The following is a 25,079-nucleotide window of genomic DNA, read 5'->3' on the forward strand; positions in this document are numbered from 1 at the left end:
TACCGGGGCCGCTCCATCGAGTTTTCATCGGTAGCCGATGATCCGCCCCGGTCAGCGCACCAGGTTCTTCAGACGTGGTACACCTGCCCGGTGACGTCTGCTGAGGCAAAACCGGTGTTGGTCATCGACGGATCGGCGTTCGACGACTTCGAGGGGTTCGCGCGGGAATTCTCGAAGTTGCTCGACGACTACGTCTGGCGCGGCAATCTGGATGCGTTCAACGACATTCTGCGGGGTGGGTTCGGGACGCCGGAGGACGGGTTCGTGCTGCGGTGGCTGCATTCGGAGCGGTCGCGGGAGGCGTTGGGCTGGGCCGCGACCATCGCTCGGCTCGAGCAGGTCCAGACCACCTGTCATCCGGATAACCGGGAGCATTTCGCCGCGCGGATCGCCGCCGCGCGGCGGCGCGAGGGGCGGACGCTGTTCGACGAGGTGGTGGCGATCATTCGGGACCACGGGCCCGGCGGACAGCAGCAGGCCGACGGCGTCGATCTCGAACTGCGCTGATCCTCGAACCGAGTCGTCTCCGGATTCGCGCCTCATTCCCCTCGCACGATCCGACGCAACTTGGTGACGCGCGGCCCGACCTCACGCTCATACCCGTGATCCGTCGGATGATAATAATCCGACCCCACCAGCTCATCGGGCGGATACTGTTGCGCCAGAACACCATCCGGATGATCGTGCGGATACTTGTACCCCTGCGCGTTGCCGAGCCGAGCCGCACCCGCGTAGTGCCCGTCGCGCAGATGCGCGGGCACCGCACCGGCCTTACCCCCGCCGATATCGGTGAGCGCCTTACCGATGGCCGCGGCCACCGCGCCCGATTTCGGCGCGGTGGCGATATGAATCGTCGCGTGGGCCAGCGCCAGCTGCGCCTCCGGCATGCCGACCAACTGCACCACCTGCGCGGCCGCGACCGCGGTCTGCAGCGCGGTCGGATCGGCCATGCCGACATCCTCGCTGGCCTGAATCATCAACCGGCGGGCGATGAATCGCGGATCCTCGCCCGCGCTGATCATCCGGGCGAGGTAGTGCAGCGCGGCATCGACATCGGAGCCGCGAAGGGATTTGATGAACGCGCTGATCACGTCGTAGTGCTGATCACCGGCCCGGTCGTACCGGACGGCCGCCCGGTCCACGCTGGCCTCGACCAGATCCACATCGACGACGCCGTCCAGTGAGGATTCGGCCGATGCCTCCAGCGCGGTGAGCGCCCGTCTGGCATCACCGCCCGCGATGCGCACGATGTGGTCGAGCGCCGCATCGGTGACGGTGTATTCGCCGCCGAACCCGCGCGGATCCTCGACCGCACGCGTCAGCACCTGCCGCACATCCGCCTCGGTGAGCGAACGCAGTTGCAGCACAAGCGATCTCGACAACAACGGGGATACCACCGAAAAGGACGGGTTCTCGGTGGTCGCGCCGACCAGCAGCACCACCCGGTTCTCCACCGCGGCGAGCAGCGCGTCCTGCTGCGTCTTGGAGAACCGATGCACCTCATCGATGAACAGCACGGTCTGTTCGCCGGCGGCCAGCCTGCGCCGCGCCAGATCGATGACCGCGCGCACCTCCTTCACCCCGGCCGACAGCGCGGACAGCGCCTCGAACCGCCGCCCGGTGGCCTGCGAGATGAGCGAGGCCAGCGTGGTCTTCCCGGTGCCCGGCGGCCCGAAGAGCAGCACCGATGCGGCGCCCGACCCCTCGATCAACCGCCGCAGCGGCGATCCGAGGCCGAGCAGGTGGGCCTGGCCGACCACCTCGTCCAACGACGCGGGCCGCATCCGCACCGCCAGCGGCACGAAATCCCCGGCGCCCCGGAACTCGACGCTGCCGCGCGCATCCGGCTCCGCCGCGACCTGCCCCGGCATGTCGAACAGCCCATCGCTCATATCCCGACCGTATCGTCCGGGTGCGACATCTCCCCGGCCCGGATCATCGCGTCCCGTCGGGCAGCCACGAATTGCCGGGCACGGTCCAGTTCTGGTCCTTGATCATCCGCCGCGCCGCCCGCTGATTCCGCCCGATGAGGCGGGACAGGTAGAGCCGTCCGCGGAGGTGGTCGGTCTCGTGTTGCAGGCAGCGCGCGAGGTAGCCGGTGCCCTCCACGGTGATCGGCGCACCGGTCACGTCGACGCCGGTGACCCGCGCCCAATCCGCGCGACCGGTGGGAAACCATTCGCCGGGCACCGAGAGGCAGCCCTCCAGGTCGTCATCGGGATCGGGCATGGTCTCCGGCACCTCGGATGTCTCCAGCACCGGGTTGATCACGCAGCCGCGATGGCGCACCGAATCATCGATCAGGTCGTATACGAATACGGCGCGCGGATCGCCCACCTGGTTGGCGGCCAGGCCCGCGCCGTGCGCCGCGGTATTCGTCTCGAACAGGTCGTCCACGAACGCGGCCAGCTCGTCGTCGAACTCGGTGACGGGCAGCGCGGGCGCGGACAGCCGGGGATCACCGGCGATGAGAATCGGTCGAACAGCCATGCGATGAGGGTACTAGCCGATTTCGGTTGTCCCCGAACGGCTTCCGGTCCTCCGCTGCGAAACCTATTCCGCCCAGCGCTCTTCCAGCATGGCGGAGACGTCCTCGGCGAAATCGCCGACCGCGTCGTCACCGGTGCAGCGGGCGTCCTCGGCGAGCGCGGCCCACCGATTGATCAGCGCCTCCGACCGCGGCACCGACAGCCCGTGCTCGCGAGCCGCCGCGATCCGGGTGTGATCCGCGGGCAGGAACCAGTAGGTGGTCAACCAGACCCAGATGAGGCGTGCCTCCAGGATCCGCTCGGCCAGCACCGCGTCGTCCGCGAGCGCCGGCCAGACACCGACCACCTCGGAACGCCACGCCTCGACCATCTGCCTGGCGCGCTCCCTGGACAGTTCGAAATCGCACAGGCAGCCCGGGAAGGAGACGAGCGCGTACGCGATATCCAATGTGGCATCCCGGAATCCGCCCCACTCGTAGTCGAGGAAGCGGGCGCCCTCGTTGTTGAGGATCACATTGTCCGGGCACAGGTCCGACGGGCTGAACGCGCGCAGGCGCCCCGCCGAGAACAGCCGGTTGCCGCGAACGATGCGCTCGGCGATCTCGCCAGGCACTTCGATGCCGAGTTCGCGGCGCAGCAGATGCGGCACCTCGGCGATGGCCGATTCGGCCTGCTGGGCGATGCCGTCGACGCGGTGCACGACATCTACTCGGCGCAGCAGCGCGACGAAATCCGCCTCGCGCCCGACGGTCGCGGCGTGCATCCGGCCCATGGCCTGCGCAAACGCCATCAACGCATTGCGGGTGGCCGGTTCGGCGCCGGACTGCAGCACGGAGGTGAGGCGGGTGTTCTCGCCGAGATCGCTCAGCACCAGCAGCCGGTCGGGCAGGCTGTGCGCGATCAGGTAGGCGCCGGGCCGCTGCTCCCGGCTGAGCGCGGTGGTGAACTGATACGACACCGCCTCGCGCAGGAATGCGGAATCGATGCTGGCGACGCCCGGCGCGAGACCTCCGGTGCGGCGGTCCGCCGCCGAGCCACGGACCTGTTTGAGAATCAAGGTCCTCGGCAACGAGAAGGCGTTCTCGGCGACACGCACGCGTAGGACCGTCGTCCTACCACTGCCGCTGAGTTCGATCGGATCGCTCAGCTTTACCGGAGCACCCATTCGCTTTGTGAGCAACTGTTGCGCTGCGGACACGACTTCGGTGGCGCGTTCGGCCAATAGTGCGGTCATCGCCTCTCAAGTTACTCGCATCGGGTCACTTCTAGCGAGCGGTTGCACAACCTTTCCGCGTCGTTCGGCGTGTCTCGCTCGAGGTTGCGGAACGGGCACTGATTTGCTTGACAGTGCAAGTGCCCGTGCGGTTTTCTCATCGTGAACTGCAGTGCGCCACACCGCAAACCGGCTGCGTCGAAAGGTTTTGGCAATGACCGAACCGCCCGCCTCAACACCCGCCGAACCGGGTGGCGACGCACCCGGGCACGGGGGTGGGGAACATCGCACAGCGCAGCCGGGTCCGGCCCAGCACGCACCGGGTTCGGCCGCCGACCACGGCAGGCACGAGATGGCGGGCACGGCCGGATATCCGCAATTCGAGGGTCCGGGCGCGCCGCAGTACGGCAGTGAACCGGTCGAACCACCGCCGCCCATGCCCCCGCACCCGGGCGCGCCGCAGCCGACCTACGGTCCGCCCGGCACCATGCCACCGCCCACCGCCGCGATGCCACCGCCCACCGGAACCATGCCGCCCGGCGCCTATCAGCCACCCGGCGCGATGCCGCCGCCACCGGGCGCGGTCCCGCCGCCACCGCCCGCGGCGCCACCCCCGCCACCCGGAGTTCCGCAAACGTATGGCTACCCGTATACCGCACCGACCGGTCTCGATGTCGGAATCGCGCTGAGCTACGGCTGGGAAAAGTTCCGCGCCAACGCGCCCGCCTGGATCGGGGTCACCGCGCTCGGCGTGCTGATCTATCTCGCGTTCGTGGTCGTCGTGCAGATCACCGAGGTGAATTCGATCCTGCCGCTGTTCATGATCTTCCTGGCCGTCATGGTCGCGGTCTGGCTGCTGCAGGCCGCGCTGGTGCGCGGCGCGCTCTACGAAACCGACGGCAACAGACCGGCTTTCGGCTCGTTCTTCCGATTCATCAACGCGGGCAACGTATTGCTCACCGCACTGCTGGCCTTCCTCGCCACCGCCGTCGGGTTCGGATTCTTCATCCTGCCCGGCATCGTCATCGGCTTCCTGTGTATGTTCTCGATACATTTCGTCATCGATCAGGACCTCGGCCCGTTCGCGGCGCTGAAAGCCAGTGCGGTGCTGGTGCTCAACAATCTGCTGCAGACATTGCTGCTGGCCATCGCGGTGGTGGTGATCACCTTCGTGGCCACGCTGCTGTGCGGACTCGGCTTGCTGGCGGCCGGGCCGGTCTGCGTCATCGCGGTCACCTATGCCTATCGAGTGCTCAGCGGCGGCGTCGTCGCCTGAACGAAAAATCCGCGGCGCCACCGGTTTTCGGTGACGCCGCGGATTTCGTATCCGGACGGCCTACTCGGCCGCGTCCTTCTTCTCCGGCTTGAAGTCCAGCCCGGCCTCCTTGCGCTGCTGCGCCGTGATCGGCGCGGGCGCGTCGGTAAGCGGGTCTACGCCGCCACCGGTCTTCGGGAAGGCGATGACCTCACGGATCGAATCCAGGCCCGCGAGCAGGGCGGTAATGCGGTCCCAGCCGAAGGCGATACCGCCGTGCGGCGGCGCGCCGAAGGCGAAGGCGTCCAACAGGAAGCCGAACTTCTCCTGCGCCTCCTCGTGGCTGATGCCCATCACCTTGAACACCCGCTCCTGCACGTCGCGGCGGTGGATGCGGATGGAGCCGCCGCCGATCTCGTTGCCGTTGCAGACGATGTCGTAGGCGTAGGCCAGCGCGGAACCCGGATCGGTGTCGAAGGTGTCGAGCGATTCCGGCTTGGGCGAGGTGAACGCGTGATGCACCGCGGTCCACGCCGAATAGCCAAGCGCCACATCGCCGCTCGCGGTCGCCTCGGCGGCGGGCTCGAACAGCGGCGCGTCCACGATCCAGACGAAGGCCCAGGCGTTCTCATCGATCAGGCCGCACTTGCGGGCGATCTCACCACGCGCCGCGCCGAGCAGCGCCCGGCTCGACTTCACCGCACCCGCCGCGAAGAACACACAGTCGCCGGGCTCCGCGCCGACCTGCTTGGCCAGCCCGTCGCGCTCGGCCTCGGTCAGATTCTTGGCGACCGGGCCGCCGAGCGTGCCGTCCTCGTTCACCAGCACGTACGCCAAACCCTTCGCGCCGCGCTGCTTCGCCCACTCCTGCCAGGCGTCCAGCTGACGGCGCGGCTGGCTCGCACCGCCCGGCATCACGACGGCGCCGACATACGGTGCCTGGAAAACGCGGAACGGGGTGTCCCTGAAATAGTCGGTGAGCTCAGTGATTTCGACGCCGAACCGCAGATCCGGCTTATCCGAGCCGAAGCGCCGCATGGCCTCCGCGTAGGTCATATGCGGAATCGGCGTCGGGATCCGGTAACCGATGAGCTCCCACAGCGCGCTCAGGACGTCCTCGGCGAGCAGGATCACATCCTCCTGGCGCACGAAGCTCATCTCGATGTCGAGCTGGGTGAACTCCGGCTGACGGTCGGCGCGGAAATCCTCGTCGCGGTAGCAGCGCGCGATCTGGTAGTAGCGCTCGATGCCGCCGACCATGAGCAGCTGCTTGAACAGCTGCGGGCTCTGCGGCAGCGCGTAGAAGCTGCCCGGCTGCAGCCGCGCGGGCACCAGGAAGTCGCGCGCGCCCTCGGGCGTCGACCTGGTCAGCGTCGGGGTCTCCACCTCGACGAATTCATGTTTGGCCAGTACCTGCCGCGCCGCGGCGTTCACCTTCGAGCGCAGGCGGATCGCATGGGCCGGGCCCTCCCGGCGCAGATCCAGGTAGCGGTGCTTGAGTCGGGCCTCCTCACCGGGCTGCTCGTCGAGCTGGAACGGCAGCGGGGCGCTTTCGTTCAGCACCTCCAGCTCGGTGACGTTCACCTCGATCTGCCCGGTGGGCAGCTCCGGATTCTCGTTGCCGTCCGGACGCTGTTCCACCACACCGGTGACCTTGACGCAGAATTCGGCGCGCAACCGGTGCGCCTGCTCCGCCGGATCGCCCTCGCGGAACACCGCCTGCGCAACGCCCGACGCATCACGCAGATCGATGAAGATCACCCCACCGTGGTCACGACGACGGGCCACCCAGCCGGTGAGGGTGACGGTCTGACCGGCATGCTCGCTTCGCAGCGAACCGGCCAAGTGGGTGCGCAGCACGGGATTCCTTTCGACGATGTGACACCGGAATGCCCACCCGGTGCGCTAGCCATCGTAGTTAGACACATTCCCCGAGTGAAAACCGATCTCGGCCCGCACATGCCAAGCTATAGCTGCCCCGGGTTGCCACACGGTTTTCCGGGCCGCGGATCGGATACAGACTCTATGCGAGACTCCTCCCGGTCCGCGAACGAGCGCCAGGCGCTGCCGAACAACACAGAAAGCGATGACGACCCATGACCTTCAACGAGGGCATGCAAATCGACCCCGATGCGGTCAAGTCCGGTGGCGGGATGGGCGGCAAGATCGCGCTCGGCGGCGGTGCGGGCGGACTCATCCTGGTGGTGATCGCACTGCTGCTCGGAGGAAACCCCAGCTCGCTGCTCGGGCAGTTCACCGGCGCGAAGGGCCAGGACCAGAGCCAGTCGCAAGCCCTCCAGGGCACACCGGCGCATTGCAAGACCGGCGCCGACGCCAACAAGTACGTCGACTGCCGGGTCGCGTTGACCGCGCAGAGCCTGAACGCGGTGTGGGCCGCCGAACTGCCGAAACAGGTCAACAAGAACTACGCCAAGCCGACCGTCCGGTTGTTCTCCGCCGCCGTCGGCACCGGCTGTGGCCAGGCGTCGAGCGCGGTCGGCCCCTTCTACTGCCCCGCCGATCGCGTCGCCTACTTCGACACCAGCTTCTTCCAGGAACTGGTCGATCGCTTCGGCTCCAGCGGCGGGCCGCTTGCTCAGGAGTATGTGGTGGCGCATGAAATCGGCCATCACATCCAGAACCTGCTCGGCGATATCGGCCGGGCACAGAAGGATCCGCGCGGTCCCGAGTCCGGGTCGGTCCGCACCGAACTCCAGGCCGACTGCTACGCGGGCATCTGGGCCTATTACGCGGACAAGCTGCCCGCGCCCGGAAGCAACCAGCCGTTCCTGAAGCCGCTGGGAGAGAAGGACGTCAACGATGCGTTGTCGGCCGCGGCCGCGGTCGGCGACGACCGGATCCAGAAGTCGTCCACCGGCCGCGTCAACCCGGAGGCATGGACACACGGCTCCTCCCAGGAACGGCAGAAGTGGTTCATGTCCGGGTACAAGACCGGCAAGATCAGTGCCTGCGACACCTTCTCGGCCCAGGACCTGAACAACCCGCCCCCACCGCGCTGACTTTCGCCTTGTCTCGCAAGGCTTTTCGTCAGCCGCGGCGCGACGGGCGCGCGGTGGTCGACCGCATCCAGATGGACTTGGTCGAGTCGCGCCGAATTTCCACCGGACCGGATGCGGCCGAGCGATGACCTGGATCGACACACCCGCGCGACAAATGGCAAGGTGGGCCGAGATCTACGGCGGAATTTTGTTGCGGCACAACGATGATGGAGGCGGGATGGGTAAAACGAGGACGGTTCTGTTCGCGGCGATCGCGGCACTGGTCGTGACGCCGCTGGCGAGCGGATCAGGAGTTGCCGCCGCGGCACCCGCCGCCCCGGTGGCCTTGCTCACCCTGACCACCTGGCCCGGCGGTTGGCAGGGCCGGACCGACCTGCGGCCCATTCTGGAGGTTTCGGCCGACGGGCGTGCCGTGAAATCGCCCGATGCCGCGGACCCGAATCGCGGATCCGACAAAGCACCACAGCGGGTCGACGGGCACATTCCGGCGGATGTGCTCTCCGCCGCGGTGACCGAAACCAAGGCCGTCGCGGCGCTCGACCTCGGCATGCCGTCGAATTCCGATCAGGGCAGCCAGATCATCGACCTCATGACGCAGGCGCCCGATCAGGATGTGCATGTCGTCATGTACGCACCGGATTCGACCGAAAACCTCAGCGCCGAACAACAAGCGAATCGCAAACGGTTCAGCGAGCTGTACCGGAAGCTGGTGGACGCGTTCGTTCAAGGGTGATCGCCGGTACGACGCAATCCGCCCTGGCCAGGCGGCGGGTGCGTTGCATGCTGTGTTCCGGGTTCGCCTCGGCACGGAGGAATCGGTATGTCGCGCAGGTGGGTTACGTCGCTACGACGACTGGATCGCCTGAGGTAGGCGCGGGGTGCGTCGGCAAGCGGGGTCTCGTTCCCGCCGAGCGGGACCGGGTCGGCCGGTATCCGTGTGTCGGTAACGCCGCACCCCGGCTCTAAGGAGCACACCCCGTACATCGAATGTGCGGTTCAAAGCCGGGGTGCGGCAGCCTTATTTCATCTTTGAGCGCGTAGGTAACTCGCTAAGTGGGACCGTGGCTTCCAGTTCCGTGTGGCAACTGGCTTCTCGGAAGGTGATTTCGGCCTGAGCGGACAAAATCGGCGCGAATAGGCGGAAATCCGGCGGAAATCGCGTGGTTTTGTCCGCTCAGGCCGGATGCTGCGGCGCCAGTGCGGAAACCACCCCGGATTCACCTTTGAACACGTAGGTAAACCGGTTCGCGCGCAGCAATTGGCTTCCCGCACAAGCTATTGCTTGCGCGAGAACCTGAAACCTACGCGGGAACAACGTCATCCGTGGTGCGCAACCGGAACACTGCTCTCTGCACCTACTTCGGGCGATCCAGCCGTAGCGACGCAACCGCACACCCAGTGCACCGCTTCCCGGCCCCCAGCCACCGCCTCCGGGCTCCCAGCGCACCACCTCCCGGACCCCAACGCACCGCCTCCCGGACCCCGGCCACCTCCGGCCCCCACCCACCGGAGGCGGACCCCGCACCCGCAACTACTCCTAGAACTGGTCCTGTTCGTAATCCGAAACGATCTCGTCCGGATGTGTCGCACCGATCACGTCCGGGGTGGATTCGCCCAGGGGGCCGGTCAGGTCGTCGTTGCCGGTGCGGCTCTGGTAGGGCTGCACCGTGCGGGCGTGTTCCTCGTCGTTGCTGCGCTGTGTGCCTGCGGCGCCCGGGCCGCCCATGAACGAGTTCGCGCCGGTTCCGGTGCCGGTCGGGCTGGTGCGGGTGAGCACGGGTTCGTTCGGGGTGACGCCGGGACGCAGCGTCGGCGGGACGGTGGTGCCGGGTACGCCGGTGAGCTTCGGCGTCGACGGGGTGCCGGGGGTGCTCGGCGTGCCGCTGGTCGACCGGTACGGGACGCCGGACAGGCTGGGCGTGCCGGGCGCGTGGCTGGTGGGCGTGCCGGTCGGGCTGACCGAGGTCGGCGAGGTCGAGGTGGAGGGGCTCAACGTGCCGGTCGGATCCTGCAGACCGGCGCTCTGGGTCGAGGTGTCGGTGGCCGACTGCGCGACGTCCTTGGCCTGGTTCAGGATCGGCTCGCCGATGTTCTTGGCGACCGCGGCGGCCACCTCCTGCGGCGCGGGCAGTCCGCTCTGCCCGACCATCTGCTGCACGATGCCCGTCAATTCGGCTGTCTGCCCGGACAATTCGCCGCGGGTGAGGTTCACGATGCCGACGGCCTGGCCGAGATGTTCGGTGGCCGAGGCGAGCAGCGTCGCCTGTGCGGGCGGGGTGAGGATCACCGGCGCGAGCGCGGTGGCCTGAGTCGCGAAAGATGTTGCGACACCGACCAGTTGGGCATTGCCCTTCTGCACGACCGCGGCGGCCTTCTCGGTGAGGTCGGCCATTTGGGTGCCGCGCTGGCTGGTCTCCTGGCCGTGGTTGTTCGCCTGCTGGCCGGAGGTCTGGGCGCTGCGCGAGGCCTGGCCCTGCCACAGCTCCTCGACGGTGGACAGGCTGCCCTTGCCGACCTGCATGGCCGCATCGATGACCTTCGACGCCTCGCTGAGCAGGGTGGACGGATTGATCGCGCCGAGCACACCGGTGCCGAAGGTGCTGAGCAACTGCAGGATCGGCTGGATCAGCTGGTCGATACCCGGCAACGCGGGCAGCGAAACACCTTGCAGCAGCGAGGCGACCGGATCGGCAGGCATGGTCGCGCCGGGAACCGATGCGACCGTGGACGGCGCGGCGGCAGCGGCGGCAGTCGCGGTGGACGGCGCGCCCGCGATGCTGCTGACCGCATTCTGCACATGGCTCGCGACCTGCTGGGCGGCATCGGCCACCGGCTGCGCCGCATGCTGGATGGCGGTGCTCGCATTGTCGACCGCGGAGCTCACGTCGTGGTGGATACCGGTCAGAATGTCCTGCGCGTCGGGCTGCTGGCCGCCCGGGAATCCGGGCAGACCGGCCGGCACGGTGCCGGTGGCGTGGTCCTCGGAGACCTTGCGGGACAGCACGAAGGCGGGCGGCTCGATGGGCGGCAGATCCGCGGGCAGCTGCGGCAGCGGGGTATCGAGGATGGCCTGCGCGGCGGGCGCCGCCGCCTGCTGCGCGGTGACCACGGTCGGCGCCGCGTGATGCGCGGTGGCCGCGACCTGCTCCACGGGCGGTGCGATGACGCCGCTGGTGTCGAGGTGACGCACCATGGTCACAGACCTCCCGCGATCTCGGCGGTCTTGCTGGCCATCGCCCCCGAATTGATCATGTCGGTGATGTCGTAGGCATTGGCCGATTTGAACGCGGCATCGGACAGCTTGGCGTATTTGGCCGACAGATCGTTCATATCCTTCGCCTGCAGCACCTGAGCCGCGGCGAACAGGGCCAGATAATCGGCCCCGATCAAACCGAATACCGGCGTGAGCGCGGTGACGTTCTTGACGACATCAATATTCGCCACTCCGGCGATATCCCCCGCGATACCGGCATTCGACGCGGCGAACGCGCGGACCGCCTGAGTTTCCACCGATAGTTCATCGCTCATGCGTACTGCCCCCCAATCTTTGTGAACATAGTCGTCGGCTCGTGTGTGGTGAGCCGCGCTCCCGGTCGGTGCACCTCGCCTGATCAGGTCGCGGCCGCTACGGTTGGGGTCAATATAGCCCACGGTCGCGACAAGTTTCGAGCCATCGCGCAGCCCGAGTCGATCACACTCCCGGCGGACCCGTACCCGATCTCGAAGGAACTGAAACGTGTTGCAAATTAGAACAAGTTCTATATTCTCGGTGCCATGAAGGTCGCAGTGACCGGCGCCGCCGGCTACCTTGGCACGAATCTGTTGCAGCGCCTGGTCGGCCGCGGCGACGAGGTCATCGCGATAGATCGAGTCACTCCCACGCGGCCCACCGACCCGAAGGTCACCTGGGTGGACGGCAATGTGCTCGATCCGGAATCGATGCGCACGGTGCTCGAGGGCGCCGAGGTCGTCTACCACCTGGTCGCCGTCATCACGCTGGCCGACAAACACGATTTGGCCTGGCAGGTGAACACCGAAGGGGTGCGCGTCGTCGCCGAGGCGGCCCGGGCGGCCGGTGTGCGCCGGATGGTGCACGCGAGCTCGATCCACGCGTTCAACCAATATTGTTGCGGCGGCCGCATCGACGAGAGCTCACCCCGCTCCACCGATCCCGGCCTGCCCGTCTACGACCGCTCGAAGTGGACGGGCGAGGTCGAACTGCGCAAGGTGATCGAACAGGGCCTGGACGCGGTGATCTGCAACCCGACCGGCGTCTTCGGACCGCTCGACTTCTGCAAACCGCTCTCCCGCATCAACCGCACACTGCGCGACGCCGCGCACGGCCGCGTCCCCGCCATGATCGGCGGCGGCTTCGACCTGGTCGACGTGCGCGACGTGGCCGACGGCCTGATCCTGGCCGGCGAACACGGCCGCACCGGCGAGAACTACCTGCTCGGCGGATCGATGATCTCGATGCTGGACCTGTGCCGGATCGCCGCCGCGCAGAACGCGAAGAAGGGCCCGCGGTTCGCCGTCTCCCCCAGGCTCGTCTCCGGCCTGATCCCGGTGCTGGAGCCGATCGGCAAGCTGTTCGGCACCGATATCGTCTCCAAGGCCGCGCTCGGCGCGCTGGTCTCCGCCCCCGTTGTCGACCACGGCAAGGCCGAACGCGAACTCGGCTACCGGCCGCGCCCCACCGCGGATACGGTCCGCGACCTGGTCGCATTCTTCGCCGACCCGGACTGCCTGCCGACACCCGGCACCCGCCGGATAGCCTGATGTCTCACGCAGAGCCGACGGGAGCCTTTCGGGGGCGGTCGATTCGAGAGCCTCCCACCGGGCACCCGATCCGGGTCGGGAACGAGCCCTGACACCAATTCTCTAAGTAGCCGATGATGCGGTATCAGGTCGCCTCACATCGGTCGGCCCACGCCCGCGGACACGACGGATCACCCGGCCGACCACACACCGGTGGCCGCCGCCCGCCGGGCGTACTGGGCGAAATCCCGCGGCTCCCGCCCGGTGGCTCGCAGCACCCCATCGCTCAGAAAACCGGTATTTCCGCGATGCAGCCACTGGAACGGGCCCGCATGCATCTCCGCCGAGCCTCGGTCGTAGCCCCGGTCCACCAGATGCCGCACATATTCGGGCACCGACACCGGCACGTACCTGATCTGCCGACCGGTCGCCTCGGCGATCTGCGCGACCGCATCGGCGAAGGTCATCGCCCGCGGACCGGACACCTCGTATATCTGTTCGTGGTGGCCGTCCTCGGTGAGCGCGGCGACCGCTACCGCGGCGATATCGACGGCGTCGACGAAGGGCACCGTGCCATCGCCCGCGGGTGTCACCACCGCACCGTCGCGTACATCGGACAGGTTCGGATCCTCCTCGAAGGTCTGCGCGAACCAGCACGGCCGCACGATCGTCCACTCCGCGCCGCTCTCGCGAGCGGCCCGCTCACCGTCCGCCACGGCCTGAGCCCACGGCCCGTACGGGGTTTCCAGCAGGTAATCCTCGCCGTCGTCGCCCCGTCCGGACAGCGCGACGATCCGCCGGACCCCCGACCGCACGGCCAACTCGGTGAACTCCGCCGGGTCAACCACGCCCACCACGCCCCATACATTCAGATACACCGTGTCCACATCGGCCAGGGCAGGCCGCCAGGTGGACCGGTCCGCCCAGTCGAAGCGATCGGGGCTGGTCCGGGAGACCGCCCGCAGGGGACGCCCCAGCTCACGCAGCTGAACGACGACATGGCGACCGACCTTGCCGGTCGCACCCATCACCAGAATGTTCTTCATATCCGGCACCTTACTCGATATTTAGGTTACCCTAACCTAAATCGAATCGGGAGTTTGCTTGACACTCAATAGAACACATGTTCGACTTGGTGGGTGCGGTGGCAAAGCCAGACCCTGGACGCCGATGACGGCGCCCTGCCCGGCCTCGACCGGGCCGGGTTCGTGCGCACCGTGCAAACGCCGGAATTCGAGGGCATCACATTTCATGAGGTGCTGTGCAAAAGCGCGCTGAACAAGATGCCGGAAAGCTCCGGACTGCCGTTCCATTGGACGATCAATCCGATGCGCGGCTGTTCGCACGCCTGCCGGTACTGCTTCGCCCGGCCATCGCACGAATACCTGGAATTGGACGCGGGCCGCGATTTCGATTCGCAGATCGTGGTGAAGACGAATATCGCGGCGGTGCTGCGCAAGGAGTTGCGCCGGCGGTCCTGGCATCGCGAACCGGTGGCGCTGGGCACCAATACCGATCCGTATCAGCGGGCCGAGGGCCGATACCGGTTGATGCCGGGCATCATTCGCGCGCTGGCCGATTCCGGCACGCCGTTCTCGATTCTCACCAAGGGCACGCTGCTGCGCCGGGATCTGCCGCTGCTCACCCAGGCCGCGCGGCAGGTGCACGTGAGCGTCGCGGTATCGATCGCGATCCTGGACCCGGCGCTGCATCAGGGACTGGAATCCGGAACGCCATCGCCCAGAGCCCGTTTGGAGCTGGTGAGCGCGCTCGCCGATGCCGGATTCGCGGTGAATGTCATGGTGGCCCCGGTGATTCCGTATCTCACCGACGGCCGCGCGCACCTGGACGAGCTCTTCGGCGCGATCGCGGCGGCGGGCGCGAATTCGGCCGTCGCGTTCGCGATGCATCTGCGCGGCGCGACCCGCGGCTGGTTCCTCAGCTGGCTGGCCGAACACCATCCCGCGCTGCTGCGCCGCTACCGGCAGCTGTACGGGCGCGGTGCGTATGTAACTCCGGAATACGCGACCTGGCTGCGCGAGCGGGTGGACCCATTGCTAGAAAGACATGGCCTGAAGCGGAAGCCGCAGGTGGAGCCGGAGCCGCGGTCGCAGGGTCCGCTCACGACAGATCCGCAGCTCGCCCTGTTCACCTGATACCGCCCGGTTGGTTCTGGTATGAAGACCCCGCATCGGACGCTTTTCCCGTGTGCCGGGGAGTAGTTTGGCCAATGGCACCTCTCACCGACGAGGAAAGTGAAGTAGGTACATGGTTTCGCATGAAAGTGATGTCGGCACAGCGAAATTGGAAAAGGTCGTCATTCGGTTCGCCGGTGATTCCGGCGACGGAATGCAGCTGACCGGTGACCGCTTCACACATGAGGCGGCGGCCTTCGGCAACGACCTGGCCACCCAGCCCAACTTTCCCGCCGAGATCCGCGCGCCGCAGGGCACGTTGCCGGGCGTCTCGTCCTTCCAGATCCAGATCGCCGACTACGACATCCTCACCGCGGGCGACCAGCCCGACGTGCTGGTGGCCATGAACCCGGCGGCGCTGAAGGCGAACCTGGAGGATCTGCCGCGCGGCGCGACCCTGATCGTCAACACCGACGAGTTCAGCAAGCGCAATCTGGCCAAGGTCGGCTACGCCGCCGATCCGCTCGACGACAACACCCTCTCCGATTTCGTGGTGCACCGGGTGCCGATGACCACCCTGACGCTGACCGCCACCGAATCGACCGGGGTCGGCAAGAAGGACGCCCAGCGCGCGAAGAATATGTTCGCGCTCGGCCTGCTGTCCTGGATGTACGGTCGCCCGATCGGCGGCACCGAACAGTTCCTGCGGGAGAAGTTCGCCGCCAAACCCGAGATCGCGCAGGCGAATATCCTCGCGTTCCGGGCGGGCTGGAACTACGGCGAGACCACCGAGAGCTTCGCGACCACCTATGAGATAGCGCCCGCCGCGCTGCCGCCCGGCACCTACCGCCAGATCACCGGCAACACCGCGCTCGCCTACGGACTCGTCACCGCGGGCCAATTGGCCGGGCTGCCGGTATTTCTCGGCACCTATCCGATCACCCCGGCCTCGGACATCCTGCACGAGCTGAGCAAGCACAAGAACTTCGGGGTGACCACCTTCCAGGCCGAGGACGAAATCGCCGGTATCGGTGCGGCTTTGGGCGCTTCGCTGGGCGGGGCGCTCGGCGTCACCAGCACGTCGGGTCCCGGTATCGCGCTGAAGAGCGAGACGATCGGCCTGGCGGTGATGACCGAATTGCCGCTTGTGGTCATCGATGTGCAGCGCGGCGGCCCGTCCACCGGTCTACCGACCAAGACCGAGCAGGCCGATCTGCTGCAGGCGCTCTACGGCCGCAACGGCGAATCGCCGGTCGCCATTATCGCGCCGCGCTCGCCCGCCGACTGCTTCGCGACCGCGGTGGAGGCGGCTCGCATCGCGCTCACCTACCGCACGCCGGTGCTGCTGCTGTCCGACGGCGCGATCGCGAACGGCTCTGAGCCGTGGTCGATTCCGCGCGTCTCGGAGCTGGCGCCGATCGATCCCGGATTCGAACCGGACGCCGACGACGAGTCCGGATTCCAGCCCTACGCCCGCGACCCGGAGACCCTGGCGCGGCCGCTCGCGGTGCCGGGGACCAAGGGCCGCGCGCACCGCATCGGCGGCCTGGAGAAGGCCGACGGCACCGGCAACATCTCCTACGAGCCGGGCAATCACGAGCTGATGGTCCGGCTGCGGCAGGCCAAGATCGACGGTATCGCGGTGCCCGAACTCGAGGTCGACGATCCCGACGGCCGGGCCGAACTGCTGCTCATCGGCTGGGGCAGTTCGTTCGGACCGATCGGCGAGGCGTGCCGCCGGGCGCGCAGGCGCGGGGTGCCGGTGGCGCAGGCGCATCTGCGGCATCTGAATCCGTTGCCGCCCAACCTCGGTGACGTGTTGCGCCGCTACCGGACGGTGGTCGCGCCGGAGATGAACAACGGTCAGCTGGCCATGCTGCTGCGCGGTAAGTATCTCGTCGACGTGCAACCCTGGACGAAGATAGCGGGCACCGCGTTCTCGGCGCAGGAACTGGTCGGCGTCATCGATGCGGCGCTGGACGGCTCCATCGAGGATATGGAACACGACAAGGCCTTCGCCGCCCGCGCGCGGGCCACTTACCGCACAGCAGGGGGCAACCGATGACGATCACCGAAACCTCGCTCGTCCGAACCGATCTCGGCCTCACCGGGCTGTCCGGGGTGCCGACGGCCGACGGACCGCAGAAGGTCAAAGACTTCACCTCCGATCAGGAGGTGCGCTGGTGCCCCGGCTGCGGCGATTACGTCATCCTCGCCACCGTGCGCGGATTCCTCGCCGAACTCGGATTGCGCAGGGAGAACCTGATGTTCGTCTCCGGGATCGGCTGTTCCAGCCGGTTCCCGTACTACCTGGAGGCCTACGGCATCCACTCCATTCACGGCCGCGCGCCCGCCATCGCCACCGGACTGGCGGTGACCAGGCCGGATCTGTCGGTGTGGGTGGTGACCGGCGACGGTGACGCGCTGTCCATCGGCGGCAACCACCTCATCCACGCCCTGCGCCGCAACGTGAATCTGACCATCCTGCTGTTCAACAACCGGATCTACGGCCTGACCAAGGGCCAGTACTCGCCGACATCCGAAGAGGGCAAGGTCACCAAGTCGACGCCGATGGGTTCGGTGGACCACCCGTTCAACACGCTGTCGGTGGCGCTCGGCGCCGAGGCCACCTTCGCCGCGCGGGCGCTGGACTCCGACCGCGCCGGGCTCACCGAGGTGCTGCGCGCCGCCGCCGAACACCGCGGCACCGCCTTCGTGGAGATCCTGCAGGACTGCCCGATCTTCAACGACGGCTCCTTCGACGCGCTGCGCCGGGACAATGCGGCGAACCACCTGATCCCGCTGCGGCACGGCCTGCCGATCACCTTCGGCGCCGAGGGTGAATTCGCCGTCGTCCGAAGCGGTTTCGGGTTGGAGGTGGTGCGCACCGCCGAGGTCGCCGAATCCGACATCGTGGTGCACGACGCCTACTCCGACAATCCGGAATACGCCTTCGCGCTCTCCCGGCTCTCCGATCAGGATCTCGGCCACGTCGCCACCGGCATCTTCCGCAGCGTCACCCGCCCCACCTACGACGACGGCGTCCGCGCCCAAGCGAAACTGGCCAGAGAACGCAAACCCGTCGACCAGGATTCCCTGCAGAAACTGCTCAGCGGCACCGAAACCTGGACCGTCGGCTGACGCGAGGCGGTCAGCATCCGACTGATTCGCGAAACGGCACCTGGTATCACGCGGCATCATGACGTGATGGCCATGACTCTCAGTCTCTCCGACGAACAGACCGAAGCTCTGCGTCGCCGCGCCGAGGCGGAGCACCGGTCGATACAGCAGGTTGCGCTTGCCGCCATCGACGCATACCTGAACCAGCCGGATGCCCGAAATCGTCGAAAGTCGGTGCCGGTCAGCGAGCTGCACGAGATATTCGGCGGCTTGCCACCGATGGATGCTGCCGAATTTCGTGCCGACCAAGAGCGTTACGTCGATGGCGACGCCTATTTCGATGCCGATCTGCGGGCGAAGCAGAGCGGTAGCGAGAACAGCGAATGAGTCCTCGCTATCTGCGCGGCCTCGGCGACACCAATATCCCTCATCTACCTCGAACGGATCTCAACCCAGTATCTGCCAGCCGAACTGCTCACCAGCGCAGTCACATTGGCCGAATTGTCGGCGGGTATTCATCAGACCGATGACACAGCGGAGCGCGGCGGCCGAATGGCCCGTTTGCAGCGAGTGGAAGCGACGTTCGATCCACTGCCATTCGATGCCGAGGCCGCCCGCCAGTATGGGGCGATCGCCGCCGGAGTCGTCGCGGTTGGGCGCAAACCGAGAAGGCGAGAGGCCGATCTGATGATCGCGGCGGTCGCAGCCGCCAATCAACTCCCCCTGTTCACAACCAATCCGGATGATTTCCGGGGAACCGAGAACATCGTCACCGTTGTTCCGGTGCCACGACCTGCTGCCGGGTGAAGCTCTTACGCGCGCTTGGCGAAGCCGAGGTCGATTACGGCGTCGCGCTCCTGGACCAGTTCGGCGACGCTGAGATCGATTCGGGTGCGGGCGAATTCGTCGATGTCGAGATCGGGGACGATGGTGTACGAGCCGTCGGCGCAGGTGACGGGGAATGAGCTGATCAGGCCCTCGGGGACGCCGTAGGAGCCGTCCGAGGGCACCGCCATCGACACCCAGTCGCCCTCGTGGGTGCCGCGCACCCAGTCGTGGATGTGATCGATGGCGGCGCTCGCCGCGCTCGCCGCCGACGACGCGCCGCGGGCCTGGATGATCGCGGTGCCGCGCTGCTGCACCGTCGGGATGAAATCGTCGGTGAGCCAAGAGTTTTCGACCAGGTCGCGGGCGGGGCGGCCGGCCACCGTCGCATGCGCGATATCCGGGTACTGGGTGGCGGAGTGGTTGCCCCAGATCGCGACGCGCGCGATATCGGCGGCGGGCGTGCCGGTCTTCTTGGCCAATTGGGCGATGGCGCGGTTGTGGTCGAGCCGGGTCATCGCGGTGAAACGCTCGGCGGGCACGTCGGGTGCGTTGCTCATGGCGATGAACGCGTTGGTGTTGGCCGGATTGCCGACAACGAGCACCTTGATGTCATCGGCGGCGCTGGCGTTGAGCGCCGCGCCCTGTTCGGTGAAGATGGTGCCGTTGGCGGCCAACAGATCCGACCGTTCCATTCCGGCCGTGCGCGGGCGGGCGCCGACCAGCAGTGCGATATTCGCGCCCGCGAAACCGGCCCACGGATCGTCGCTGATATCCACCGAATCCAGCAGCGGGAACGCGCCGTCCTCCAACTCCATCGCCACACCCTCCAGCGAGGCGACCGCGGCCGGAATCTCCAACAACCGCAAGCGCACCGGGGTTCGCGGACCGAGCAGCGCGCCGGAGGCGATCCGGAACAGCATTCCGTAGGCGATCTGGCCCGCGCCACCGGTCACGGCGACGGTGACGGGCGCGGTCCGGGCGGCTGGCTCACTCACAGCGAACTCCTTGCGATTGGCCGATCTCTCGCCTTTCACCCTAGCCACGCGCATGTCCCGCGAACCCGAGTCGTGAGATACGCCTCAGCATTCCGGCGCATACCCCGCTCAGCGAATCACACGGCGGATGCGGTTCAGTACAGCTCGGCCACTTCACGATCGGTGAGAACGATGGGCGAGACGTAATCCTTCGCCCGGGCCAAACGCGTCGCCCGGTAGAGCGGTCGCTGCTCCAGGGTGGCATCGCGCGCCTCGGCCCGCAGCTGCTCCACCAGCAGCGCCGAAACCGCAACGGCCGCAGCGAGTTCGCAGGTCGCGAGGGCGTCGGCGAGGCGGCGCAGGCCGAGCAGGTGCAGTTCCCGCCCGCTGCCCGCGTCGGTGTACATGGCCAGCGGGACGAGCTGCATCTCCGCTCCCGAGGTCACCCGGAGCACGATCCGGCTCAGCCGTCCCGGGTACACCAGCACCTCGACGCCGGTCGCGGCGCCGAGTTCGACCAGCCGCTCGTGCAATACGGTGCGCGCGTGAATCGTGTTGCCCACCAGCCACATTCGCCGCCGACGCAGGGCGAGCGCGTAGGCCACCGTCGGTGCGCCGACGACGAATCCGACGACAACGGCGATCGGCCAGGACAGCACGGTGGCCGACAGCAGCCCGGCCCCGATGCCCACCCCGGTGGCGGCGAGCGCCAGCCGCCGCAGCATCGGCGCGTACATCTCGGGCGCGACGATATCCAGCCCCACCGGCGAAACTGCTTGGTCGTCACCGGAATTCGACTGCACAGCTCCGCCTCTCTCCCACCGCCCCCGCGGCACGCCCGCGCCGCTCGGAAGTCATCTGGGCGAAGCATACGTCGCAGACCGACCCGTCACGGCGCTTGTCGGCAATTCCGCTGTCCGCACACAGGCGACGATGCCCGGCAGTGTCCGCGCGACTTTCATTGGCGCGGGCCCGCATGACCACGCACCACAATCAGAAGACATCACCAGATCGGCGTGTCCCCGCAGCCGCTGTTCGTCGTCGGATGTGGCGTGGTGCTGACGATGCCGACATACGCGGCATTCACGGTGCCGACAAGCGCTCCAGTGAATCGGCGTCCGCGCCGGACTGCTGTCCGGCTCGAGCCCGAACCGATGTGCTGTCTGGGGATTCGATCAGAGACCGGCTGATTGTGGTTGGCGGACACTGCAATTCGATCAAGGTGAGGCACGTATTGGCTTGGCGCAGAACATAACTGGGGAACGATTCGTCCCAGTGACGCTGCTACGGTTGCGGAGCGCCGGGGAAGTAGGCCGGTGATGGGGGGCCCGACACCCGGCGTGAGGAGGGCGCCCCACCTCGTAGAGAGATCGTGTGATGGTCGAATATCTCCGGCCCGCCGAACGGCGGACCGTCATGTCCAGGAATCGGATCATCGAACTGGTTGTCGCCACGGCGGTGGGGTTCGCCGGTACGGCCGTGCTGGCGGGCCCGGCTCTGGCGGCCCCGTCCGCCAGTGTCACGGTCGATCAGATCCAGCACATCGAAGCCAACCAGGACCTCGTGGACATCACGGGCACCTACACCTGCAGCAATGATCTGACCGACAGCTACATGGGCACTACGTTGGAACAGGGTCTGGCCCGCAGCTCCACGTCTGTAGGTCTGCTATCGGTGACCTGTGACGGTGCCGCGCACCCTTTCACAAGCCTGATCTCACCGTCGCAGTTCGGCCCATTCCGGCCAGGCCCGGCCTTGGTCTCCATTAATTGGCGCTTCTACGGCCCCGACGGCGCCACCGACGTCATCGTCCACAACACCCCCGTCACCGTGCAGCGCTGACTGGCCGCAGTCCGGGTAGCACAACCGCCTCAGATAATCCCGCATCGCGCCGGACCGAGGCCGACCGCACGCGGGCACCCGCGCGAATGTGTGCGGGTGCCCGTGAGATCGGTTGCGGCGGAAGATTATTCGCTGACCAACGCCTCCTGGACGAGCCTGGCGGCCTCGTCCAGCGGGATCTGTCGCTGATCCCCAGTTGACATATCCTTCAGGCCGATGGTGTTCTCGGCCAGGTCACGGTCGCCGAGCACCAGGGTGAACCGCGCACCGGATTTGTCCGCCGCCTTCATCGCACCCTTGACGCCACGGCCGCCGTAGGCGAGGTCGACCCGCACGCCGGCGGCGCGCAGTTGCGACCCGAGGGCGACGAGCCGCTGCTTGGCCGCATCGCCGAGCGGCACCCCGAACACCTGGCAGCGCGCCGGATCGCCCGCCGATTTGCCTTCGGCCCGCAGCGCGAGCATGGTGCGCTCGACGCCGAGCCCGAATCCGATGCCGGACAACGGTTGTCCGCCGAGCTCGGCCATCAGGCCGTCGTAGCGGCCGCCGCCGCCGATCCCGGACTGCGCGCCGAGGCCGTCGTGCACGAATTCGAAGGTGGTCTTGGTGTAGTAGTCGAGCCCGCGCACCATGCGCGGATTCACCACATAGGCGACGCCCATCGCGTCCAGGTGCCCGAGCACCTGATCGAAGTGGGCCTTGGCCGATTCGGAGAGGTGATCGATCATCAGCGGCGCGTCGGCGGTCAGCTCGCGAACCTCGGGGCGCTTGTCGTCGAGCACCCGCAGCGGGTTGATCCTGGCGCGCCGCTGAGTCTCCTCGTCCAGCGGCAGCTTGAACAAGAAGTCCTGCAACAGTTCTCGGTACTGCGGGCGGCAGGTCTCGTCGCCGAGCGAGGTGACCTCGAGCCGGAACCCGGTGAGCCCGAGGGCGCGGTAACCCTGATCGGCCACCGAGATCACCTCGGCGTCCAGCGCCGGATCGTCGACGCCGATGGCCTCGATGCCGACCTGGTTGAACTGCCGGTACCGACCCGCCTGCGGACGTTCGTAGCGGAAGCAAGGACCCGAGTAGTAGATCTTCACCGGCAGCTGCCCGCGATCGAGGTTGTGCTCGATCACCGCGCGCATGGCGCCCGCGGTCAGCTCCGGGCGCAGCGAGAAGCTGTTTCCGCTGCGGTCCTCGAAGGTCCACATCTCCTTGGTGACCACGTCGGTCGATTCGCCGACGCCCCTGGCGAACAGGGCGGTGTCCTCGAATATCGGCAATTCCAGCAGTCCGTACCCGGCCAGATGGGCGGCGCGGACGAGGCCGTCGCGCACCGCGGCGAACTCGGCGGAGTCCGGCGGGATGTAGTCGGGAACCCCCTTCGGGGCGGAGAAGCTGCTGGTCTTGGTCACGATGGTCCAGTTTCCACCACCATGGCCCGGCAAGTCCAACCGGATTATCATGCCGCGTCGGAACATGTGCCGGGCTGTCTCAGGAATTGATGGCAGACTCTTAGGCCGAACGTAACGTCGGGCGGGCCGCCCAGGCCCCCGAGCGCCGTAAACCGAACACGGAGGAACGTGGTAGTGCCGAGCAACGAACAGCGACGGGCAGCGGCCAAGCGCAAGCTCGAACGGCAGCTGGCGAACCGTGCCCAGCGGGCGCGCAGACGCAAGCAACTGACCATCGCGGGATCTGTCCTGGGTGTCGTGCTGCTGGCGGCCGCAGGTACCGGCATCTACTTCCTCACCCGCGGTGACGACAAGGCCTCCGATGGCAAGGACGCGTCGCTGTCCAGTTCCCCCACGGTCGCGCCGCCGCCGAGCCCGAACGCCAAGCCGGCGATGGTGACCTGTACGTATAGGGACGCCCAGAAGCCGGCGTCGAAGCCGGTGAACAAGCCCGCCAAGACCGAGGTGCCGACCACCGGCGACAAGGCCCAGACGGTGAGCCTGAGCATCGACACCACCCAGGGCCCGATCGGCCTGACCCTCAACAATGCCGAATCCCCTTGCACCGTCAATAGTTTCGTGAGCCTGGCGCAGCAGGGCTTCTTCGACGGCACCAGCTGCCACCGGCTGACCGCCTCCGAGACGCTGAAGGTGCTGCAGTGCGGCGATCCGGAGGGCAACGGTCAGGGCGGCCCCGGCTACGAATTCGACAACGAGTACCCGACCGATCAGTACCAGCCGAACGATCCGGCGGCCAAGAAGAAGCCCATCGCCTACAAGCGCGGCGTCGTCGCCATGGCCAATGCGGGCCCCGGCACCAACGGCAGCCAGTTCTTCCTGGTGTACGGCGATTCCCAGCTGCCGCCGCAGTACACGATCTTCGGCACGGTGGACGAGCAGACCCTCGGCACCCTGGACAAGATCGCCAAGAACAAACAGGACAACTCGAATGGTCCCGGTGACGGCAAGCCGCTGCAGCCGGTGACGATCAATTCCATCCGGGTTGACTGATTTTCGGCGGGCCCGTCCACATCCGGTGGACGGGCCCGCATCGCGTTCAGCCAGGGTAGGCGTACCTAATGCTCCGGTTAGGCTGCGCTTACACCGGAACTCCTCCTGAACAATCGGCTCCTGGCCGGAATTGTGCGATATATGCTGATAAGCGGCACGTCCGTACGATTGTGCCGGACCGTTCTCGGGTAATCTCGTAAGAAGGAGTTCCCGTAGCGCAGTCGTACCCTCGTGAGGGCGAACCCCGAGCAAGGGAATACCGCGCGACGAGTCCTCTGGGTGTCCGCGTTTGCAGGCGGGGCATCGCCCTCCGGACTACAGTTCGCGTGGCGATGTCCGTGACGAAGCACCACAATATCCATAGTGATCACTGCAGCATCGGGGAGCAGCCATGTCCGAGGAACTGGACGACATCGGCCGGGAAGCCGCGGCCATGATGAGGACTATGTTGCAGCTTGCGACGCTGGTCGCACTGCGCACCCGGGAACGTGGTCAAAAAGAGGCGGAAGCCCGCATCAAAGTCACCGAGGCCCGCATGAAAGAGGCTCGCGAAATGCAGATTCGCGAGGCCCGCGACGTGAAGGCCAAGGATCCGCGCAACACCGAGCTGGCGCGACTGATCGATAAGCCGCTGCCGGACAAGGGTGTTTCGCTGGAGAAGGACCGCTTCTCCGCGCAAGCGGAGGCCTCCCGGATGGCGGCGACAGCGGCGGCACACGCCAAACCGGTGCTGCGCTACGACTCCCCCGAACGCCGTATGGCCATCGCCAACCATCTCGCGAAGATCGGTGTGGCGCCCGAATTGGCCGCGGTACGCATGCTGATCGAGGTCGGGCAGGCACAGCCGCCGGGCGCGGCGGTCCGCGAACGGGCCGACGAGGCACCGGCCGTCCAGCGGGCCCGAGAACAGGAAGCCCGCGGCCTGGAACGCACCCGGCAGTAATCGACGAAAACACCCGCTGAGATTCAGCGGGTGTTTCGTTATTCGCCAAGTG

The 25,079-nt window shown here is 67.2% G+C and carries 23 protein-coding genes; 13 read left to right on the forward strand and 10 right to left on the reverse strand.

Going from position 1 to position 25,079, the window contains the following annotated elements; genetic code table 11:
* The first annotated feature begins 90 nt into the window (after window positions 1–90).
* Window positions 91–507, forward strand: a complete 417-nt coding sequence (locus F5544_RS28290; protein ID WP_203217366.1) for a barstar family protein — start codon at window positions 91–93, stop codon at window positions 505–507.
* 32 nt (window positions 508–539) lie between these two features.
* Here F5544_RS28290 and F5544_RS28295 read toward each other — a convergent pair whose 3' ends face one another.
* The 3 genes from F5544_RS28295 to F5544_RS28305 form a co-directional block, all read right to left on the reverse strand.
* Window positions 540–1,892: a replication-associated recombination protein A gene (locus tag F5544_RS28295; protein ID WP_167476003.1), complete on the reverse strand. Its 1,353-nt coding sequence runs from the start codon at window positions 1,890–1,892 to the stop codon at window positions 540–542.
* A gap of 43 nt (window positions 1,893–1,935) precedes the next feature.
* The gene (locus F5544_RS28300; protein ID WP_167476004.1) at window positions 1,936–2,490 is read right to left on the reverse strand and encodes a peptide deformylase; all 555 of its coding nucleotides are present in this window, start codon (window positions 2,488–2,490) and stop codon (window positions 1,936–1,938) included.
* 63 nt (window positions 2,491–2,553) lie between these two features.
* Window positions 2,554–3,723 (reverse strand): phosphotransferase family protein, encoded by a 1,170-nt coding sequence (locus tag F5544_RS28305; RefSeq protein ID WP_167476005.1) that lies wholly within the window; start codon window positions 3,721–3,723, stop codon window positions 2,554–2,556.
* A 193-nt stretch (window positions 3,724–3,916) separates the two neighbouring features.
* On the opposite strand from F5544_RS28305, the gene F5544_RS28310 reads away from it, so the two are divergent.
* Window positions 3,917–4,978 carry a hypothetical protein gene (locus tag F5544_RS28310; protein WP_167476006.1) on the forward strand — a complete coding sequence of 354 codons (1,062 nt, stop codon included), beginning with the start codon at window positions 3,917–3,919 and terminating at the stop codon, window positions 4,976–4,978.
* Window positions 4,979–5,038: 60 nt separating this feature from the next.
* On the opposite strand, the gene aspS is transcribed toward F5544_RS28310, so the two are convergent.
* A complete protein-coding gene (aspS, locus tag F5544_RS28315; RefSeq protein ID WP_167476007.1) occupies window positions 5,039–6,817 on the reverse strand; it encodes an aspartate--tRNA ligase in 1,779 nt (592 codons plus the stop codon).
* A gap of 236 nt (window positions 6,818–7,053) precedes the next feature.
* Here aspS and ypfJ point away from each other — a divergent pair, with 236 nt between their 5' ends.
* Entirely contained in the window at window positions 7,054–7,977 is a 924-nt protein-coding gene (gene ypfJ / locus F5544_RS28320; RefSeq protein WP_167476008.1) for a KPN_02809 family neutral zinc metallopeptidase, read from the forward strand.
* 217 nt (window positions 7,978–8,194) lie between these two features.
* Window positions 8,195–8,710: a hypothetical protein gene (locus tag F5544_RS28325; RefSeq protein WP_167476009.1), complete on the forward strand. Its 516-nt coding sequence runs from the start codon at window positions 8,195–8,197 to the stop codon at window positions 8,708–8,710.
* 804 nt (window positions 8,711–9,514) lie between these two features.
* Here F5544_RS28325 and F5544_RS28330 read toward each other — a convergent pair.
* A complete protein-coding gene (locus F5544_RS28330; protein ID WP_238847492.1) occupies window positions 9,515–11,170 on the reverse strand; it encodes a hypothetical protein in 1,656 nt (551 codons plus the stop codon).
* A gap of 2 nt (window positions 11,171–11,172) precedes the next feature.
* Window positions 11,173–11,505, reverse strand: coding sequence for a type VII secretion target (locus F5544_RS28335; protein ID WP_167476010.1), 333 nt, complete (start codon window positions 11,503–11,505; stop codon window positions 11,173–11,175).
* 246 nt (window positions 11,506–11,751) lie between these two features.
* Here F5544_RS28335 and F5544_RS28340 point away from each other — a divergent pair, with 246 nt between their 5' ends.
* Window positions 11,752–12,756 carry an NAD-dependent epimerase/dehydratase family protein gene (locus F5544_RS28340; RefSeq protein WP_167476011.1) on the forward strand — a complete coding sequence of 335 codons (1,005 nt, stop codon included), beginning with the start codon at window positions 11,752–11,754 and terminating at the stop codon, window positions 12,754–12,756.
* Between the two features lie 170 nt (window positions 12,757–12,926).
* Here the strand turns inward: F5544_RS28340 and F5544_RS28345 are convergent, their stop codons facing one another.
* On the reverse strand, window positions 12,927–13,781 hold the full coding sequence (locus F5544_RS28345; protein ID WP_167476012.1) for an NAD(P)H-binding protein: 855 nt from the start codon (window positions 13,779–13,781) through the stop codon (window positions 12,927–12,929).
* A gap of 93 nt (window positions 13,782–13,874) precedes the next feature.
* On the opposite strand from F5544_RS28345, the gene F5544_RS28350 reads away from it, so the two are divergent.
* The 5 genes from F5544_RS28350 to F5544_RS28370 all read left to right on the forward strand — a co-directional run bounded on the left by F5544_RS28350 (window position 13,875) and on the right by F5544_RS28370 (window position 18,797).
* The gene (locus F5544_RS28350; RefSeq protein WP_167476013.1) at window positions 13,875–14,891 is read left to right on the forward strand and encodes an Rv2578c family radical SAM protein; all 1,017 of its coding nucleotides are present in this window, start codon (window positions 13,875–13,877) and stop codon (window positions 14,889–14,891) included.
* Window positions 14,892–15,003: 112 nt separating this feature from the next.
* The gene (locus tag F5544_RS28355; protein WP_167476014.1) at window positions 15,004–16,935 is read left to right on the forward strand and encodes a 2-oxoacid:acceptor oxidoreductase subunit alpha; all 1,932 of its coding nucleotides are present in this window, start codon (window positions 15,004–15,006) and stop codon (window positions 16,933–16,935) included.
* Window positions 16,932–18,011: a 2-oxoacid:ferredoxin oxidoreductase subunit beta gene (locus F5544_RS28360; RefSeq protein WP_167476015.1), complete on the forward strand. Its 1,080-nt coding sequence runs from the start codon at window positions 16,932–16,934 to the stop codon at window positions 18,009–18,011. The genes F5544_RS28355 and F5544_RS28360 overlap by 4 nt, the downstream gene beginning before the upstream one ends.
* 66 nt (window positions 18,012–18,077) lie before the next feature.
* Window positions 18,078–18,377 (forward strand): ribbon-helix-helix protein, CopG family, encoded by a 300-nt coding sequence (locus F5544_RS47610; protein WP_167476016.1) that lies wholly within the window; start codon window positions 18,078–18,080, stop codon window positions 18,375–18,377.
* 105 nt (window positions 18,378–18,482) lie between these two features.
* A complete protein-coding gene (locus F5544_RS28370) occupies window positions 18,483–18,797 on the forward strand; it encodes a type II toxin-antitoxin system VapC family toxin (protein ID WP_238846711.1) in 315 nt (104 codons plus the stop codon).
* A gap of 5 nt (window positions 18,798–18,802) precedes the next feature.
* On the opposite strand, the gene F5544_RS28375 is transcribed toward F5544_RS28370, so the two are convergent.
* Complete coding sequence (locus F5544_RS28375; protein ID WP_167476017.1) at window positions 18,803–19,813, reverse strand: malate dehydrogenase; 1,011 nt, start codon at window positions 19,811–19,813, stop codon at window positions 18,803–18,805.
* Window positions 19,814–19,947: 134 nt separating this feature from the next.
* A complete protein-coding gene (locus tag F5544_RS28380; protein WP_167476018.1) occupies window positions 19,948–20,595 on the reverse strand; it encodes a hypothetical protein in 648 nt (215 codons plus the stop codon).
* A 574-nt stretch (window positions 20,596–21,169) separates the two neighbouring features.
* Here F5544_RS28380 and F5544_RS28385 point away from each other — a divergent pair.
* Complete coding sequence (locus tag F5544_RS28385; RefSeq protein ID WP_238846712.1) at window positions 21,170–21,634, forward strand: DUF6299 family protein; 465 nt, start codon at window positions 21,170–21,172, stop codon at window positions 21,632–21,634.
* 125 nt (window positions 21,635–21,759) lie between these two features.
* Here F5544_RS28385 and hisS read toward each other — a convergent pair whose 3' ends face one another.
* Complete coding sequence (hisS, locus tag F5544_RS28390; RefSeq protein ID WP_167476020.1) at window positions 21,760–23,034, reverse strand: histidine--tRNA ligase; 1,275 nt, start codon at window positions 23,032–23,034, stop codon at window positions 21,760–21,762.
* A 174-nt stretch (window positions 23,035–23,208) separates the two neighbouring features.
* On the opposite strand from hisS, the gene F5544_RS28395 reads away from it, so the two are divergent.
* Complete coding sequence (locus F5544_RS28395; protein WP_167476021.1) at window positions 23,209–24,084, forward strand: peptidylprolyl isomerase; 876 nt, start codon at window positions 23,209–23,211, stop codon at window positions 24,082–24,084.
* A 391-nt stretch (window positions 24,085–24,475) separates the two neighbouring features.
* On the forward strand, window positions 24,476–25,027 hold the full coding sequence (locus F5544_RS28400; RefSeq protein ID WP_167476022.1) for a hypothetical protein: 552 nt from the start codon (window positions 24,476–24,478) through the stop codon (window positions 25,025–25,027).
* Window positions 25,028–25,079: the final 52 nt, after the last annotated feature.

Origin of the sequence: Nocardia arthritidis (assembly GCF_011801145.1) — a bacterium.
Classification (GTDB): Bacteria; Actinomycetota; Actinomycetes; order Mycobacteriales; family Mycobacteriaceae; genus Nocardia; species Nocardia arthritidis_A.

Coding starts and splice junctions, on each gene's coding strand:
- F5544_RS28295 (WP_167476003.1), bottom strand. CDS start 1,892: ATGAGCGATGGGCTGTTCGACATGCCGGGGCAGGTCGCGGCGGAGCCG.
- F5544_RS28300 (WP_167476004.1), bottom strand. CDS start 2,490: ATGGCTGTTCGACCGATTCTCATCGCCGGTGATCCCCGGCTGTCCGCG.
- F5544_RS28305 (WP_167476005.1), bottom strand. CDS start 3,723: ATGACCGCACTATTGGCCGAACGCGCCACCGAAGTCGTGTCCGCAGCG.
- F5544_RS28310 (WP_167476006.1), top strand. CDS start 3,917: ATGACCGAACCGCCCGCCTCAACACCCGCCGAACCGGGTGGCGACGCA.
- ypfJ (WP_167476008.1), top strand. CDS start 7,054: ATGACCTTCAACGAGGGCATGCAAATCGACCCCGATGCGGTCAAGTCC.
- F5544_RS28325 (WP_167476009.1), top strand. CDS start 8,195: ATGGGTAAAACGAGGACGGTTCTGTTCGCGGCGATCGCGGCACTGGTC.
- F5544_RS28330 (WP_238847492.1), bottom strand. CDS start 11,170: ATGGTGCGTCACCTCGACACCAGCGGCGTCATCGCACCGCCCGTGGAG.
- F5544_RS28335 (WP_167476010.1), bottom strand. CDS start 11,505: ATGAGCGATGAACTATCGGTGGAAACTCAGGCGGTCCGCGCGTTCGCC.
- F5544_RS28340 (WP_167476011.1), top strand. CDS start 11,752: ATGAAGGTCGCAGTGACCGGCGCCGCCGGCTACCTTGGCACGAATCTG.
- F5544_RS28345 (WP_167476012.1), bottom strand. CDS start 13,781: ATGAAGAACATTCTGGTGATGGGTGCGACCGGCAAGGTCGGTCGCCAT.
- F5544_RS28355 (WP_167476014.1), top strand. CDS start 15,004: ATGGTTTCGCATGAAAGTGATGTCGGCACAGCGAAATTGGAAAAGGTC.
- F5544_RS28360 (WP_167476015.1), top strand. CDS start 16,932: ATGACGATCACCGAAACCTCGCTCGTCCGAACCGATCTCGGCCTCACC.
- F5544_RS47610 (WP_167476016.1), top strand. CDS start 18,078: ATGGCCATGACTCTCAGTCTCTCCGACGAACAGACCGAAGCTCTGCGT.
- F5544_RS28385 (WP_238846712.1), top strand. CDS start 21,170: ATGGTCGAATATCTCCGGCCCGCCGAACGGCGGACCGTCATGTCCAGG.
- F5544_RS28400 (WP_167476022.1), top strand. CDS start 24,476: ATGTCCGAGGAACTGGACGACATCGGCCGGGAAGCCGCGGCCATGATG.